The 15,487-nt window shown below is 65.0% G+C and carries 14 protein-coding genes; 10 read left to right on the forward strand and 4 right to left on the reverse strand.

Features of this window, described 5'->3' with window-relative positions; all coding sequences use genetic code 11:
* Position 1 precedes the first annotated feature (1 nt).
* The 3 genes from ABS769_RS08620 to asnS all read right to left on the reverse strand — a co-directional run bounded on the left by ABS769_RS08620 (position 2) and on the right by asnS (position 2,142).
* A complete protein-coding gene (locus ABS769_RS08620; protein ID WP_317061608.1) occupies positions 2-328 on the reverse strand; it encodes a hypothetical protein in 327 nt (108 codons plus the stop codon).
* Positions 325-630: a hypothetical protein gene (locus ABS769_RS08625; protein WP_006451589.1), complete on the reverse strand. Its 306-nt coding sequence runs from the start codon at positions 628-630 to the stop codon at positions 325-327. The genes ABS769_RS08620 and ABS769_RS08625 overlap by 4 nt, the downstream gene beginning before the upstream one ends.
* 117 nt (positions 631-747) lie before the next feature.
* On the reverse strand, positions 748-2,142 hold the full coding sequence (gene asnS / locus ABS769_RS08630; RefSeq protein ID WP_317061609.1) for an asparagine--tRNA ligase: 1,395 nt from the start codon (positions 2,140-2,142) through the stop codon (positions 748-750).
* Between the two features lie 211 nt (positions 2,143-2,353).
* Between asnS and ABS769_RS08635 the strand changes: the two genes are divergently transcribed.
* The 7 genes from ABS769_RS08635 (at position 2,354) to ABS769_RS08665 (ending at position 9,229) form a co-directional block, all read left to right on the forward strand.
* Positions 2,354-2,692 carry a HesB/IscA family protein gene (locus ABS769_RS08635; protein ID WP_006451586.1) on the forward strand — a complete coding sequence of 113 codons (339 nt, stop codon included), beginning with the start codon at positions 2,354-2,356 and terminating at the stop codon, positions 2,690-2,692.
* Positions 2,693-3,020: 328 nt separating this feature from the next.
* Positions 3,021-3,455 (forward strand): 30S ribosomal protein S6, encoded by a 435-nt coding sequence (gene rpsF / locus ABS769_RS08640; RefSeq protein ID WP_006451585.1) that lies wholly within the window; start codon positions 3,021-3,023, stop codon positions 3,453-3,455.
* Positions 3,456-3,466: 11 nt separating this feature from the next.
* Complete coding sequence (rpsR, locus tag ABS769_RS08645; protein WP_005991243.1) at positions 3,467-3,697, forward strand: 30S ribosomal protein S18; 231 nt, start codon at positions 3,467-3,469, stop codon at positions 3,695-3,697.
* 189 nt (positions 3,698-3,886) lie between these two features.
* Positions 3,887-4,336, forward strand: coding sequence for a 50S ribosomal protein L9 (gene rplI, locus ABS769_RS08650; protein WP_006451584.1), 450 nt, complete (start codon positions 3,887-3,889; stop codon positions 4,334-4,336).
* A gap of 209 nt (positions 4,337-4,545) precedes the next feature.
* The gene (gene smc, locus ABS769_RS08655) at positions 4,546-8,049 is read left to right on the forward strand and encodes a chromosome segregation protein SMC (protein ID WP_317061610.1); all 3,504 of its coding nucleotides are present in this window, start codon (positions 4,546-4,548) and stop codon (positions 8,047-8,049) included.
* Between the two features lie 56 nt (positions 8,050-8,105).
* Positions 8,106-8,837 (forward strand): cell division protein ZipA, encoded by a 732-nt coding sequence (gene zipA, locus ABS769_RS08660; protein WP_317061611.1) that lies wholly within the window; start codon positions 8,106-8,108, stop codon positions 8,835-8,837.
* A gap of 8 nt (positions 8,838-8,845) precedes the next feature.
* A complete protein-coding gene (locus tag ABS769_RS08665; protein ID WP_317061612.1) occupies positions 8,846-9,229 on the forward strand; it encodes a hypothetical protein in 384 nt (127 codons plus the stop codon).
* A gap of 160 nt (positions 9,230-9,389) precedes the next feature.
* Here ABS769_RS08665 and ABS769_RS08670 read toward each other — a convergent pair whose 3' ends face one another.
* The gene (locus ABS769_RS08670; RefSeq protein ID WP_317061613.1) at positions 9,390-10,514 is read right to left on the reverse strand and encodes a pyridoxal phosphate-dependent aminotransferase; all 1,125 of its coding nucleotides are present in this window, start codon (positions 10,512-10,514) and stop codon (positions 9,390-9,392) included.
* A 191-nt stretch (positions 10,515-10,705) separates the two neighbouring features.
* On the opposite strand from ABS769_RS08670, the gene ligA reads away from it, so the two are divergent.
* From ligA to ABS769_RS08685, 3 genes are all read left to right on the forward strand, one after another.
* Positions 10,706-13,207, forward strand: coding sequence for an NAD-dependent DNA ligase LigA (gene ligA / locus ABS769_RS08675; protein WP_317061614.1), 2,502 nt, complete (start codon positions 10,706-10,708; stop codon positions 13,205-13,207).
* The gene (gene epmA / locus ABS769_RS08680; RefSeq protein ID WP_317061615.1) at positions 13,204-14,166 is read left to right on the forward strand and encodes an EF-P lysine aminoacylase EpmA; all 963 of its coding nucleotides are present in this window, start codon (positions 13,204-13,206) and stop codon (positions 14,164-14,166) included. The genes ligA and epmA overlap by 4 nt, the downstream gene beginning before the upstream one ends.
* A gap of 168 nt (positions 14,167-14,334) precedes the next feature.
* Entirely contained in the window at positions 14,335-15,021 is a 687-nt protein-coding gene (locus ABS769_RS08685; protein ID WP_317061616.1) for a DUF3011 domain-containing protein, read from the forward strand.
* The last annotated feature ends 466 nt before the right edge of the window (positions 15,022-15,487 follow it).

Consider the following 15,487-nt stretch of genomic DNA (forward strand, 5'->3'; position numbering starts at 1 on the left):
GTCAGGCGCGGCCACCCAGGGTCACGACCATGCGTTCGCGCAGATCCGCATCGTCTTCGCCGCGCGGCGGCGAGATTTCGTTGAGCGAGAAACCGCGCATCAGCGCGTCTTCTTCGTCCAGCCCGTCGAGCGAGACGAATTCGGCATCGAACAAGGCCGCACGGGCACTGTCTTCGCTGTCGTAGGGCAGCGTCTTGCCGTCGCTGTCCAGCACCTCGGCGGTGCCTGCCTCATTGACGCGCAGGCGTGCCCAGATCAGCGTGCGGCCGATCGTGGCCAGCCACCAGGAATCCTGTTCGCCCTGGGCAGTGTCTTCGTACGTGTTCATTGCATTACCTTGGAAAGCAGGCCGAGCAGGGCCGCCATGCCCAGGCCGAAAAAGATGGTGAGCAGCGACAGCCAGGCGGGAGTGGCCAAGCCGGACAGCGCGCTGTCGCGGTGGCTGCGGTAGCGCCGCGTCAGCAACCAGCGCAACGCCGTGGGACTGATGAAGGCCGGGTCGCCGAAGCTGGCCAATGCCTCCGGGTGACGGTCGCGCATGTGTACCAGCGTCAGCGGCCAGAAAATCAGCAATGCGGTGAGCCCGGCCACTGCGACACCGACAAAACACAGTGCGAAGAACAGCGTCATGTGGAGTGCTCCTGGGGCGGGGCGTCGAAGCGGCAGATGCGTGCAGTGATGTGGGCCACGCACGTCTGCTTCCCTGGTGGACGGTGTCTGATCGCCAGGGGCGCAGCAGTCGTCACATCAGAACTCGGCGCTGCCCGGCGCGCGCGGATACGGGATGGCGTCGCGGATATTGCTCAGCCCGCACACGTACACCACGAGCCGCTCGAACCCCAGGCCGAAGCCGGCATGCGGCACCGAGCCGTAGCGACGGAAATCGCGGTACCAGCTGTAGTGCTCCTTATCCAGGCCGAATTGCGCCATGCGTGCATCCAGTACATCCAGGCGCTCTTCGCGCTGGCTGCCGCCGATGATCTCGCCAATGCCCGGTGCCAGCACGTCCATCGCAGCGACCGTCTTGCCGTCGTCGTTCAGGCGCATGTAGAAGGCCTTGATGTGCTCTGGATAGTTGGTCACCACCACCGGGCGGCCGATGTGTTCTTCGGTCAGCCAGCGCTCGTGTTCGGTCTGCAGGTCCAGGCCCCATTCGACCGGAAAGTCGAACTTCTTGCCGGAGTTCTGCAGCAGCTTCACCGCCTCGGTGTAGTCGATCTGCTCGAACGGGGCATTGATGAAGGCTTCGAGTTTGGCGATCGCGTTCTTGTCCACGCGCTCGGCCAGGAATGCCAGATCGTCGCCACGCTCATCGAGCACCGCGCGGAACAAGTACTTGAGGAACTGCTCGGCCAGGCGTGCGTCTTCGGCCAGATCGGCGAAGGCGATTTCCGGCTCGATCATCCAGAACTCGGCCAGATGGCGCGTGGTGTGACTGTTCTCGGCGCGGAAGGTGGGGCCGAAGGTGTAGACCTTGCTCAGCGCCAGGCAATACGCCTCCACATTGAGCTGGCCGGACACGGTGAGGAAGGTCTCCTTGCCGAAGAAGTCGCGGCTGAAATCCACCTCGCCCTTCTCGTTGCGCGGCAGGTTGGCCATGTCCAGGGTCGAGACGCGGAACATCTGCCCGGCGCCTTCAGCGTCTGACGTGGTCACGATCGGGGTGCTGATCCAGTTGAAGCCGTTCTGATGGAAGAAGCGGTGCACAGCCTGCGCCAGGCAGTTACGGATACGCGTGACCGCACCGAACAGATTGGTGCGCGGGCGCAGATGCGCTACCTCGCGCAGGAATTCCGGCGACATCGGCTTGGGCTGGATCGGGTAGGTCAACGGGTCCTCGACCCAGCCGACGATCTCGACACCGCTGGCCTGGATCTCGAACGACTGGCCCTTGCCCTGCGACTTGACCAGCACGCCCTTGGCGATCAGCGAGCAGCCGCTGGTCAGACGCTTGACCTCGTCGAAATTGGGCAGGGTGTCATTCGCCACCACCTGGATCGGAGCGAAGCACGAGCCATCGGTCACGTTGATGAAGGCCAGTCCGGCAGATCCGCGCAGCGTGCGCACCCACCCCCGTACCGTGACTTCGCCGCCTTCGGGGAGTTTCCCCGCAAGCGCATGTTCAACGCTGACCACCGTCATGACTTGTCCTCGCCGTAGCGACTTTGAATGGTCTGCGAGTTTACTGGCTGCGGGCGCGCTGGCGCGAGCCATCTGAACCGCTTGCGGGTTGAGGTGCTTGTCGCAGGCCTGCTGTGTCCCCATTTCAGGGGGGTGGCGCAGCTGAGAACGCCGCCGCCGCAGTTGTTGCTGCCTCGCTATACTTGCCACCATCGTTTTCGGAGCACCTCCCATGGCCATCAGCCTCACCCCCGCCGCGCTGGAGCGCGTGCAGCGTTTCGTGCAGCAGACCCCGGGGACGCTGGGCCTGCGCTTCGGCGTGACCAAGACCGGTTGCTCCGGCTGGGGCCACATCACCGACCTGGCGCGCGACCAGCGCGATGACGACGCAGTATTCGAGCAGGACGGCGTGCGCATCTTCGTCGACCCCACCAGCCTGCCGCTGGTCGATGGCACCTGCATCGACTTCGGCAAGCACGGGCTGAGCGAGACGTTTACCTTCAGCAACCCAAATGCCACCGCCGAGTGTGGCTGCGGCGAGAGCTTCACGACGGCAGCCGAGCACCGCTGATCCCTTCTCCCCTCGGGAGAAGGTGCCCGAAGGGCGGATGAGGGTACGGGCGAAGCCTCGCGTGGCTGAACGACACGAGTGGCTTTGCCCCGTACCCTCACCCCAACCCCTCTCCCGGCGGGAGAGGGGCTTAAGCAGTCGCCGCGCAGATATCACGCTCGTAAGCTTGGCTGCTGGCGTGGCCCGGTTGCGGCTAAACGCCTGAACTGCCATACTTTCCTGCTTCCTGCCCGGTTCCGGGCGGGAATCCTTGCTCCACCGGCCGCCTTGCGCGGTTTACCGGGGAGCTGTCCGGCCCACGTGGCCACATCCGAAAGGTAATAACAACATGAGTCGTCATTACGAAGTCGTGTTCCTGGTCCACCCGGATCAGAGCGAGCAGGTCCCGGCCATGATCGAGCGCTACAAGTCGCTGATCGAGGGCGGTAACGGCACCATCCACCGTCTGGAAGACTGGGGCCGTCGTCAGCTGGCCTACCCGATCCAGAACCTGGTGAAGGCGCATTACGTGCTGCTCAACATCGAAGTCGACCAGGCCGTGCTGAGCGAGCTGGTGGAAAGCTTCCGCTTCAACGATGCGGTGCTGCGTCACCTGGTCGTCAAGCGCGATGGCCCGGACACCGAGCAGTCGTTGATCATGAAGAGCAAGGACGAGAAGGGCGACAAGCCCGAGCGTAGCGAGCGTCGTCGTCGTGATGACGATGAGGGCGATGCTGCACCTGCCGCCACCGATACCGACGGCGACAACGCCGAAGCCGCTTAAGGAGCGCTGTCATGTCCAAGTTCTTCCGTCGTCGCAAGTTCTGCAAGTTCACCGCCGAAGGCGTGAAAGAGATCGATTACAAGGATCTCAACACCCTGCGTCAGTACCTCACCGAGAACGGCAAGATCGTGCCGAGCCGCGTGACCGGTACCAAGTCCAAGTACCAGCGTCAGCTGGCCACGGCCGTCAAGCGCTCGCGTTTCCTGGCGCTGATCCCGTACACGGACAATCACGACGTTTAATCCGAGTCCCTCGGAAGAGCCCGCACATCCATGTGCGGGTTACTAAAAATATAGAGGCCGGTCATTCGAGATGCGGTGTTGATCGTGCTCTTGCGATTCCCAAATCCCGATTCCCGAATCCCCGTCTTTTCGGACAGCAAACGTTGCGTCGGCCAAAGCGCCGGCGCTAACGAATAACGGAGCACCACCATGGATCTGATTCTTCTGCAGAAAGTGACCAACCTGGGCAACCTGGGCGACAAGGTCAGCGTCAAGCCGGGTTACGGCCGTAATTTCCTCGTGCCGCAGGGCAAGGCCGTTCCGGCCACTGCTGCCAACGTGGAAGCGTTCGAAACCAAGCGTGCCGATTACGAAGCCAAGGCCAACAGCATCCTGGCCGATGCACAGAGCCGCGCCACCAAGTTCGAAGGCGCCAGCGTCACCATCGGTGCGCATGCGTCCACCGAAGGCAAGCTGTACGGTTCGGTCGGCCCGCGCGACATCGCCGAGGCGTTCACCGCCGCCGGCCTGCCGCTGGAAAAGAGCGAAGTGATCCTGGGCGAAGGCGCATTCCGCAATGTCGGCGAGTACGACGTTGTGCTGCACCTGCACGCCGATGTGGAAACCTCGGTCAAGGTCATCGTCGAATCCGACGCCTGATCCACGCCGCATGCTGTACCCGAAGGGCGCCTTGTTAGGCGCCCTTCGTCTTTATGGCGCCGCCGCCAGCGATGGCCGGCCCGTTATACTCGTGCTCCATTGCCGGTTCCACGGCCTGCTGATCTTGTGGATCAAGGGTTTAGGGACTGGCTTCACAGGAAAAAGCGCCTGCCGGCTTCGTCCGCGCGGTGCCCGGAACCTCCAGTCCCATGCGCCTGTCCACGATCAAACTGTCCGGTTTCAAGTCGTTCGTCGACCCGACCACGTTGCACCTGCCCACCAACATGACCGGCATCGTCGGCCCCAATGGTTGCGGCAAGTCCAACATCATCGATGCGGTGCGCTGGGTGATGGGCGAAAGCTCGGCCAGCCGCCTGCGCGGCGACTCGCTGACCGACGTGATCTTCGCCGGCTCCTCGGCGCGCAAGCCGGTGTCGCAGGCGACGGTGGAGCTGATCTTCGACAACTCCGATCACACCATCACCGGCGAGTTCGCCTCGTTCAACGAGATCTCGGTCAAGCGCCTGGTCAGCCGCGACGGCAGCAGCGCCTACTATCTCAACGGCACCAAATGCCGCCGCCGCGACATCACCGATCTGTTCCTGGGCACCGGTCTGGGGCCGCGCAGTTACTCGATCATCGAGCAGGGCATGATCAGCCAGATCATCGAGGCGCGCCCGGAAGATCTGCGCGTGTATCTGGAAGAAGCCGCCGGCATTTCCAAGTACAAGGAGCGCCGCAAGGAAACCGAAACGCGCATTCGCCATACCCGCGAAAATCTCGATCGCCTGGGCGATCTGCGCGAAGAAATCACCAAGCAGCTGGCGCATCTGCAGCGCCAGGCGCGGCAGGCCGAGCAGTATCAGGCCTTGCAGGAAGAGCGCCGGATCAAGGACGCCGAGTGGAAGGCGCTGGAATACCGCGGCCTGGATGGTCGGCTGCAGGGCCTGCGCGAAAAATTGAATCAGGAAGAGACACGCCTGCAGCAACTGATCGCCGAACAGCGCGATGCCGAAGCGCGCATCGAAACCGGCCGCGTGCGTCGCGAGGAAGCCGCCGAAGCGGTGGCCAAGGCGCAGGCTGATGTCTATCAGGTCGGTGGTGCATTGGCGCGCATCGAGCAGCAGATCCAGCATCAGCGCGAACTCTCGCATCGCCTGCACAAGGCGCGCGATGAGGCGCAGAGCCAACTGCAGGAACTGACCCAGCACATCAGCGGCGACTCGGCCAGATTGGCGGTGCTGCGCGAGGCGGTGGACGCGGCCGAGCCGCAACTGGAGCAGCTGCGCGAAGACCACGAATTCCGCCAGGAGTCGCTACGCGAGGCCGAAGCGCGTCTGGCCGACTGGCAGCAGCGCTGGGAAACCCATAACCGCGACACCGGCGAAGCCTCGCGTGCCGGCGAAGTGGAGCGTACGCGTGTCGATTATCTCGATCGCCAGTCGCTGGAAGCCGACCGCCGCCGCGAAGCACTGGTCAACGAGCGCGCCGGGCTGGATCTGGATGCGCTGGCCGAAGCGTTCGAGCAGATCGAGCTGCGCCATGAAACGCAGAAGACCTCGCTGGACGGGCTGACCGAGCAGGTCGAAGCACGCAAGCACGCGCTCGGCGGGCTGCAGGAACAACAGCGCGCCAGCCAGGGCGAACTGGCCGAAGTCCGCAAGCAGGCGCAGGCCGCGCGTGGTCGCTTGTCGTCGCTGGAAACCCTGCAGCAGGCCGCGCTCGGCCAGGAGCAGGGCGCGGCGGTGGCATGGCTGAAATCGCGCGGGCTGGATTCGGCCGCACGTGTCGGCGAGCGCATCACGGTCGAAAGCGGCTGGGAAAACGCGGTGGAAGGCGCGTTGGGGCAGTTGATCGAAGGCGTGCTGGTGGATGCGCCGGAACAACTGGTCGATGCGCTGGGCGAATTGGGCGAGGGCCGCATCGCGCTGGTGTCCGGTGCCAGCGACAACGCGAGCTTCGCGCCGACCTCGCTGGCGGCCAAGGTGCAGGGGCCGATCGCGATCCGTCGCCTGCTCGCGCGCCTGCACGCGGCCGAGGATCTGGAGGCCGCGCGCACGCTGCAGCGCAGCCTGCCCGAGGGTGATTCGGTCATCACCCGTAGCGGCGAGCGGTTGGGCGAGGGCTGGGTGCGGGTGTCGCGCTCCGGTGCCGCCAAACAGGGCGCCTTGCTGCGCGAGCGCGAGATTCAGGAGCTGCGCGCACAGATCGAAACGCTGCAGGAGCGCGAGGCCGAACTCGAGCAGCGCCTGGGCAGCTTCCGCGAGCAATTGCTGGCGGCCGAACAGCAACGCGAAGATGCGCAGCGCCAGTTGTATATGGCGCACCGCAGCGTGTCCGAACTGGCCGGTCAGCTGCAGAGTCAGCAGGGCAAGGTCGATGCCGCGCGCACGCGCATCGAACGCATCGAAGACGAGTTGTCGCAGCTGCTGGAAACGCTGGATACCAGCCGTGAGCAGGCACGCGAAGCGCGCGCCAAACTCGAAGACGCGGTGACCCTGATGGGCGACCTGCAAGGCACCCGTGCGGCTTTGGAAAACGAACGCCGTCAGCTCACCGAAGCGCGCGACCAGGCCCGCGATGCCGCACGTGGCGTGCGCGATGCGATGCACGCTTTGGCACTCACGCTGGAATCGCAACGCACGCAAATCACCTCGCTCAGCCAGACACTGGAGCGCATGGACAGCCAGCGCGGCCAGCTCGATACGCGCCTGGAAGACCTGGTCGCCCAGCTCAGCGAAGGCGATTCGCCGGTGGAAACGCTGGAGCACGAGCATCAGGCCGCCTTGAGCGAGCGTGTGCGCACCGAGCGCGTACTGAGCGAAGCGCGCACCATGCTGGAGAGTGTCGACGGCGAACTGCGCAGCTACGAACAGACCCGTCAGCAGCGCGACGAACAGGCACTGGGCCAGCGCGAGCGCATCTCGCAGCGTAAGCTCGATCAGCAAGCCCTGGTGCTCAGCGCCGAACAGTTGGAGGCTGCGGTGGTGAAGGCCGGCTTCGTGCTCGAAGACGTGGTCAACAGCTTGCCCGAATCGGCCAATCTGGCCGAGTGGGAAGCGGCGGTCGGCCAGATCGATGGGCGCATGCGGCGGCTGGAACCGGTCAACCTGGCCGCGATCCAGGAATACGGCGAAGCGGCGCAACGCTCCGAATATCTCGACGCGCAAAACCTGGATCTCAACACCGCGCTGGAAACCCTGGAAGAGGCGATTCGCAAGATCGACCGCGAAACCCGCGGCCGTTTCAAGGACACCTTTGACCGGGTCAATTCCGGCGTGCAGGCACTGTATCCGCGGCTGTTCGGCGGCGGGCATGCCTATCTGGAACTCACCGGCGAAGATCTGCTCGACACCGGCGTGACCATCATGGCGCGCCCGCCGGGCAAGCGCGTGTCCAGCATCTCGCTGCTGTCCGGTGGCGAAAAGGCGATGACCGCCGTGGCGCTGGTGTTTGCGATCTTCCAGCTCAATCCCGCGCCGTTCTGCCTGCTCGACGAGGTCGACGCGCCGCTGGACGAAGCCAATGTCGGCCGCCTGGCCAACATGGTTCGGGAAATGAGCGAGAAAGTGCAGTTCCTGTTCGTCAGCCACAACAAGGCGACGATGGAGGCCGCACGTCAGCTCTCCGGCGTGACCATGCGCGAGCCGGGCGTCAGCCGTCTGGTCAGCGTGGACCTGGAAGAAGCCGCACGTTTGGCGGGTGCGGCATGACGTGCCATGCTTGTTGGAATATCGACACCTGTCACTCTTATGCGGAGGCACGCTGAATGTCCGACATGGCCATGATCCGGATCGGGATCCTGATCGCTGGACTGCTGCTGGTCGCGGCCATCTTCCTGTTTGGTCGCCCGAAAAAATCGCCGCAAGGGCGCCGGGTCGACAAGGACGAGGGGCAGCCGCGCGAACGCCGCGAGCCGGTGATTTCCGGCGAGCCGGGCGTGGAGGGCGACCGGTTCGAGCGCACTGAAGGTGCCGAGCAGAGCGAACTCAATCTGGACGATGCAGATGCGGCTGGCGGCAACGATGTCGGCAAGCGTCCGAACCAGGATTTCGACAAGATCGTCTCGCTGTTCGTGGCCGCCAAGGCCGGGCAGGTGCTGCGCGGCGAAGACGTGGTTGTCGCTGCCGAAAAGACCGGACTCGTCTTCGGGCATATGAATGTGTTCCACCGTTTGGTGGAAGGGCACCCGGAGCGCGGGCCGATCTTCAGCATGGCCAGCATCCTCAAGCCCGGCAGTTTCGACATGGCCAACATCCGCGAGATGCAGACCCCGGCGATTGCGTTCTTCCTCACCTTGCCGGCACCGATGACCGCGCTGGATGCCTGGGAAAAAATGCTGCCGACCGTGCAGCGCATGGCCGAACTGCTCGATGGCGTGGTGCTGGACGACAGCCGCAATGCGCTGGGCCGCCAACGCGTGGCGCATATCCGCGACGAACTGCGCGCCTACGATCGCCAGCATCAGGCGCCGCCGCTGACCAAGTCGCCGCGTTGGTGAGTTGAGCGATGTTGAGCCTGCAGGGCGTGTTGGCAGTCGCGTTGTTGCTGGTGCTGTGGGCGATCTTGGCGATGCCGTTGTTGTGGATCTTTACAAGGATCGCCGCGCGCCTGCGTAAGCGCCCGCGTCGTTCGCCCTGGCTTGAGTACGGTTTCGCAGCTGCGATGACGCTGCTGGTTGCGCCGGTGCCAACGCCCTTCATCAGCGTGTTCATGCCGCACGCCATCGCGCTGTTGGATCGCCGTTACTACACGCACCTCCTGCAAGGCCCGCCGATGCTGCGCGAGCTATTGCTATGGAACGCCGGCTCGATGGCACTGACCTTCGTGATCAGCTATCTCTGGCTCGGGCGCACGCTGCGCGCTCCGGAGCCAGAGGTGTTGGATCGCTAGAAACTTAAAGCCCCTCTCCTGCGGGAGAGGGGTTGGGGTGAGGGTACGGGGCGAAGCCCTCGTGCAACCGGACAACACCAGGCTTCGCGCGTACCCTCATCCGCCCCTCCGGGGCACCTTCTCCCGAGGGGAGAAGGGATTGCCACTCAGTGCTAAGTGCTCAACGTTTCGCCTTGGCAAACGCCTCGCGAAACCGCAGCATCTCTGCCTCGGTGCCGACGCTTACGCGCACGCGCTTGGGCCAGATCGGCCAGCTGCGGCCGACGATGACGCCCTGTTTCTGCATCGAATCGGCGAATACGCTGGCGTCGCGCTTGACGTCGAGCAGGAAGCAGTTGGCCTGCGTGGGCAGGCAGGTGTAGCCCTTGGTCTTGAGCCAGGCGATGGTGTCGTCGCGCACGCGCGCATTTTCTGCGCGCCGGGTCTGCACCAGTTGCGGGTCGCGCAGGCTGGCGACGCCGGCGGCCATTGCCGGGACCGACAACGGGTTGCTACCCAAGCTGGCGAGCTTGGTCTGCAGCCCCGGCGGTGCCAACGCAGCGCCCAGGCGCAGGCCGGCCATGCCGTAGAGCTTGGAGAAGCTGCGCAACACGATCAGGTCCTGGCGCTGACGCACCAGATCGGCCACCGACGGCTCGTTGCTGTAATGGATGTAGGCTTCGTCGACCACCAGCACCGCGCTGGCCGGCTTGTTGGTCAGCAGCCACTCGATCTCGGCACGCGGGGTGATGGCGCCGGTGGCGTTGCCGGGGTTGCACAGATAGATCAGGCCGGCGGTTGGGTCGGCCTTGGCCATCGCCTTGACGTCGTGCGCGCCATCGGCCCGCAGCGGGACCTTGCGCACCGGCACGCCGCGCGCGTTTGCGCTGTCGACGATCGGATCGAAGCTCGGGTCGGCCACCACCAGCCCGGCACGGGCCGAGGTGAACAGGCTGCCGGCACGATTCAATGCGTCCCTGGAACCGGGAAACAACGCCAGATGGTCGCCCGGTAGCTGCAACTCGCCGGTCATCAGATTGCGCAGGTCCTGCTCCATCTCGAACAGGTAGCGGCCAGAACGCGCCAGCGAGCGCGTCGCGGCATCCAGCGCGGCCGGCGCCGGCCCGAGCGGATGCTCGTTGAGGTTGAGATACACTGCACCGGCGGCCGGCGCCACGCTGGGCGTTGCCGCTGCGGCTGCGCGCTTGCGGGCTGCCTCTGCCGCAGGTGCCAGTCCCAATGCGGACACCGCCACGCCAACGCTGGCGAGGCTGAGAAACGAACGGCGCGAGACGGGCAACGACACGGGTGAACTCCAGACGGGTGAGCGGCAGAGGGCGCCACGCTATCGGGTTTGTGCTTGTCTGCCTATCGGGAAATACCCGTAGGGCTTGCTGTAGACGGCGCCTGCGTGGTCGCGGCAGTGGCCGGGCCAGCTCTTGTGCATCGGCACGGCCCGTTAGAATAGGCGGCCCCTCAAGCCAGCCCAGCGATCGTATGACTGTCAGCCCGGATCCCGCGCAGCGTATCGACGCCCTGCGTCATCGTCTCGAGGACGCCAACTACCGCTATCACGTGCTCGACGAGCCGCAGATGGCCGACGTCGACTACGACCGCCTGATGCGCGAACTGGAGGCGTTGGAGGCCGCGCATCCGGAGTTGGCCAGCGCCGATTCGCCAACCCAGCGCGTCGGCCATCTGGCTGCCTCGCGCTTTGCCGAAGTGCGGCATGCCTTGCCGATGTTGTCGCTGGGCAATGCCTTCAGCGATGAGGAAGTGGCCGAGTTCGTGCGTCGCATCAGCGAGCGGCTCGAGGTCAAGCAGCCGCTGTTTTCTGCCGAGCCCAAGCTCGATGGTCTGGCGATCAGCCTGCGCTACGAAAACGGTGAGTTCGTGCAGGGCGCCACGCGTGGCGACGGTGCCACCGGCGAGGATGTCAGCGCCAACCTGCGCACCGTCAAGGCGATTCCGCTGCGTCTGCGTGGCGAAGGGTGGCCACACATTCTGGAAGTGCGCGGCGAGGTGTATATGCCGCGCGCCGCATTCGAAAGCTATAACGCGCAGATGCGGCTGCATGGCGGCAAGGTATTGGCCAACCCGCGCAACGGCGCCGCCGGTTCGCTGCGGCAGCTGGATGCGCGCATCACCGCGCAACGCCCGCTGAGTTTCTTTGCCTACGGCATTGGCGAAGTGAGCGAGGACGCATTACCGCAGACCCATTCGGCGATCCTGGCGCAGCTGCGCGAATGGGGGTTCCCGGTCAGCGCCCTGGTCGAGGTAGTGCAGGGCAGTGACGGGCTGTTGGCGTATTACCAGCGCATTGGTGCCGCGCGCGACGGGCTGCCATTCGATATCGATGGCGTGGTCTACAAGCTCGACGATCTGGCCGGGCAGCGTGAGATGGGCTTTGTCTCGCGCGCGCCGCGCTGGGCGATTGCGCACAAATTCCCGGCGCAGGAGCAGTCCACCACGGTGGAGGCGATCGAGATCCAGATCGGGCGTACCGGTGCGGCCACGCCGGTGGCGCGGCTGAAACCGGTGCATGTGGCCGGGGTGATCGTCACCAACGCCACGCTGCACAACGCCGACCAGATCGCGCGGCTGGATGTGCGCGTGGGCGATACGGTGATCGTGCGGCGTGCTGGCGATGTGATTCCGGAAGTGGCTGGTGTTGTCGCCGATCAACGGCCACCCGGCACGCAGCCATGGCAGATGCCCACGCAATGCCCGGTGTGCGGCTCTGAAATCGTGCGCGAGGAGGGCGAAGCGGTATGGCGTTGCTCCGGCGAGCTGACCTGCCCGGCGCAGCGCAAGGAAGCGTTCCGGCATTTCGTCTCGCGCCGCGCGATGGATGTCGATGGCCTGGGCGAAAAATTCATCGAGGTGCTGGTCGATAGCGGCGTGGTGCAGGGCGTAGCCGATCTGTATCTGCTCAACGTGGACCAGCTGCTGCAATTGCGTCTGATCAGCACCGCCGAAAGTCCGCATGCGTTTTTGCGCGAAGCGCGCGAGCATCTGGCCACCGGCGCGTATGCGCAGCTGGAAAAAACGGTAGTCAGTATCGGTGTGGATCTGGCCGGCGAGCGCGAGGCGCCGCAAACCTGGCAGGCCGATCTATTGCGCGCCGGTCTGCCGGCCTTCGACTGGAACCGCAAGAAGATCGCCACCAAGTGGGCGGAAAACCTGATCGAGGCGATTGAAAAATCGCGCGACACCACGCTTGAGCGTTTCCTGTTTGCGCTGGGCATCGAGCATGTCGGTGAGAGCACGGCCAAGGCCTTATCGGCCTGGTTCGGCGATCTGGAATTGATCCGCCATCTGCCGTGGCCGCTGTTCAAGCGCGTGCCGGATATCGGTGGCGAAGTGGCGCGCTCGCTCGGGCACTTCCTGGATCAGCCCGGCAATCAGCAGGCCATCGACGATCTGCTGCAACGTGGCGTGCGTATCGGCGATGCACATCCGCCTTCGCCCAAGCTGCGCGACGCGCTGAGTTTTGCCAGCGTGCTGGAAGACATGGATATCCCCAAGGTGACGCCGGTGCGTGCGCAGCAACTGGCCACCGCAGTGGACTCGTTCGATGCGTTGCGCAGCGCGAGTGCCGATGCCTTGTTGCAGGCCGGCGTGCCTGCGGCGGTCGTCGCTTCGGTGCAGCAATGGCTGGAGCGGCCGGAAAATGCGGCGTTGGCCAGCGCAGCGCAGCAGGCGATGGAAACGGTGCTCTCGCGCCTGCCCGAAGCCGATGCGCTGCAGACCGGCCCGCTCGACGGCCAGACCGTTGTCATCACCGGCACCTTGGCCGCATTGACGCGCGATGCGGCCAAGCAGCGCCTGGAAGCGCTGGGCGCGAAAGTCGCCGGCAGCGTCTCCAAGAAAACCGCGTTTCTGGTCGCCGGCGAAGAAGCCGGTTCCAAGCTCGACAAGGCGCAGTCGCTGGGCGTGGAGATCTGGGACGAAGCGCGGCTGCTGGCGTTTCTCGGCGAGCACGGCCAGCAGCCATGAGCGCGGCGCAGATCGATCTGGCCGCGTTGCAGTTACGCGCGCGGCTCAATGCGGTGATCCGCGCGTTCTTCTCCGAGCGTGGCGTGCTGGAAGTGGAAACGCCGGTGCTCTCGGAGGCCGGCAACACCGAGCCGAATATCGACAGTTTCAGCACGCGCTTCAGCGGGCATGTGGATGCCGGCGCACCGCTACGTTGGCTGCGCACCTCGCCGGAGTATCCGCTCAAGCGCCTGCTCGCGGCCGGGGTGGGCGATTGCTACGAGCTGGGGCGGGTGTTCCGCAATGGCGAAGCAGGCGGCCGCCACAATCCCGAGTTCAGCATGCTCGAGTGGTACCGGGTGGGCTGGGACGATCGCGCCTTGGCGCAGGAGACCATCGCGTTGGTGCAGCAGGCGCTTGCATTGGTCGAGCGCGAAGCGCGCGTGCAGGTGCTGAGCTATCGCGATCTGTTTCTGCAGCAGTTGGGTATCGACCCATTGCTCGACCCCATCGAAACGCTGCGCGCACCGCTACACGACATCGCCATCGATCCAGCCGGCCTGACCCGCGACGATTGGTTGGACCTGCTGATGACCCATCGCATCCAGCCCAGCTTTGCCAGCGACACCTTGACCGTGGTGCACGACTGGCCGGCCAGCCAATGCGCATTGGCGCGCATCCGCCACGACAGCCCGCCGGTGGCCGAGCGCTTCGAGCTGTATCTGGGCGCCTACGAGGTGGCCAACGGGTATCACGAGCTCAACGATGCGCAGGAGCAACGTGCACGTTTCCTGCGCGACAACGCGGTGCGTGCCGCGCGCGGGTTGCAGCAGGTGCCATTGGATGAACGCCTGCTCGCGGTGTTGTCGCAGCTACCCGATTGCGCCGGTGTGGCGGTCGGTGTTGACCGCTTGTTGATGGCGTTGCGTGGCACCGCGCAGATAGCGGATGTGCTCGCGTTCGAGTTCGCCCGCGCCTAGCGCCGGCGCAGCCTGCTCGGGCTGTGCCGCGGACTCCATGGCGTATCGCAGGCGCGAAGTGCCATCCAGTTGTCATCGGCACCGTATTGCTTTCTTCACATCGATGATGCTCTCATCCTCACGTCCACGGGGCGCGGCGCAGAGTGTGTTTGGGTGAGGAGTGTCGGCATGAAGTGGCTGGTCAGCTTATGCGGTTTGTGGTGCTTGCCGCTGCTGATGCTCGCCGACGCGCGTGCCTCGGATCGCGCCTCCGGCGTGGTGCGTTGCGAGTCCAAGGACATGGCGCGTACGCACTGTGCGATGGATACCGAACACGGCGTGCAACTGGTGCGCCAGCTGTCCGAAACCAGTTGTATTCGCGGCAGCGAGTGGGATGTGGAACGCGGCGGCGTGTGGGTCGAGCAGGGCTGCCGTGCGGAGTTTGCCTCTGCACGCGTGCCAGCCTCCCCGCAGATGCGCCGGGTGGTGCGCTGCGATTCCAACGGCGGCAAAGTGGCCTGCCCGGTGATCCTGCGCGGTGCGCCAGTGCGGTTGTTGCGTCAACGCTCGATGTGGCCGTGCAAGGAGGGCCGCACGTGGGGCACCCGCCGTAACGAAATCTGGGTGTCACGCGGTTGCGATGGCGAGTTCGAAGTCGGTGCCGAAGATGGTTCCGGCTTTGTGGCCGTGCCGCGCATGATCACCTGCGAATCGAAGAAGAGCTCGCGCCGCACCTGTGGGGTGTCGGTGGAGCGCCAGGTGCGTGTGGGCCGGCAGATCTCCAAAAAAGAATGCGTGGAAGGCCAGACCTGGGGCTGGAGCCGCGACGGGGTGTGGGTGAACGACGGCTGCCGTGCCGAGTTCATCGTCGACTGAGCGGCTGACGAACCTGCTGCGTATTGGTCTATTGCAGAGCGGTGGATCTTGGCTTTCGCTGCACAGGGCGGCTGATCTGCGGTTTGGCTGCAGGGCCCTTGCCCGCGCACCATCGCGGGACACGCCGCAAGTACGTCCGTGTAGGCTCTTACGCGGCATCCATGCCGCGTAAGGTCCCGCGACGGTGAGCGGGCAAGGACCAGTGGAGATGGTCGGTGTGCATGGTGCAAGCAATGCTTTAGCTGCTTCTATTGGCTTGCTCTCATGGAGTTGTATGCCCCGCACCAGAACGCTAAAGCACCCGCTAGACGGCCGCTTTTCACCTAACAGCCGACTAACTTTCGGGTGCGGTGCCCTTGCCGCTTGCGGGACCGTGTGGCGGCATGGATGCCGCCACCGAGCCTACATGGACGTACTTGCGGCGTGTCCCGCGAGCGGCGAGGGCACCGCGCGCTCGACCAACCAG

Source organism: Xanthomonas hortorum (assembly GCF_040279205.1).
GTDB classification, from domain to species: Bacteria; Pseudomonadota; Gammaproteobacteria; order Xanthomonadales; family Xanthomonadaceae; genus Xanthomonas; species Xanthomonas hortorum_F.

Bases quoted from the DNA above. Each gene is read 5' to 3' on its own strand.
- ligA (WP_317061614.1), top strand. From the start codon at position 10,706: ATGACTGTCAGCCCGGATCCCGCGCAGCGTATCGACGCCCTGCGTCAT.
- ABS769_RS08685 (WP_317061616.1), top strand. From the start codon at position 14,335: ATGAAGTGGCTGGTCAGCTTATGCGGTTTGTGGTGCTTGCCGCTGCTG.
- ABS769_RS08665 (WP_317061612.1), top strand. From the start codon at position 8,846: ATGTTGAGCCTGCAGGGCGTGTTGGCAGTCGCGTTGTTGCTGGTGCTG.
- asnS (WP_317061609.1), bottom strand. From the start codon at position 2,142: ATGACGGTGGTCAGCGTTGAACATGCGCTTGCGGGGAAACTCCCCGAA.
- ABS769_RS08635 (WP_006451586.1), top strand. From the start codon at position 2,354: ATGGCCATCAGCCTCACCCCCGCCGCGCTGGAGCGCGTGCAGCGTTTC.
- epmA (WP_317061615.1), top strand. From the start codon at position 13,204: ATGAGCGCGGCGCAGATCGATCTGGCCGCGTTGCAGTTACGCGCGCGG.
- ABS769_RS08620 (WP_317061608.1), bottom strand. From the start codon at position 328: ATGAACACGTACGAAGACACTGCCCAGGGCGAACAGGATTCCTGGTGG.
- rpsR (WP_005991243.1), top strand. From the start codon at position 3,467: ATGTCCAAGTTCTTCCGTCGTCGCAAGTTCTGCAAGTTCACCGCCGAA.
- ABS769_RS08625 (WP_006451589.1), bottom strand. From the start codon at position 630: ATGACGCTGTTCTTCGCACTGTGTTTTGTCGGTGTCGCAGTGGCCGGG.
- rpsF (WP_006451585.1), top strand. From the start codon at position 3,021: ATGAGTCGTCATTACGAAGTCGTGTTCCTGGTCCACCCGGATCAGAGC.
- smc (WP_317061610.1), top strand. From the start codon at position 4,546: ATGCGCCTGTCCACGATCAAACTGTCCGGTTTCAAGTCGTTCGTCGAC.
- rplI (WP_006451584.1), top strand. From the start codon at position 3,887: ATGGATCTGATTCTTCTGCAGAAAGTGACCAACCTGGGCAACCTGGGC.
- zipA (WP_317061611.1), top strand. From the start codon at position 8,106: ATGTCCGACATGGCCATGATCCGGATCGGGATCCTGATCGCTGGACTG.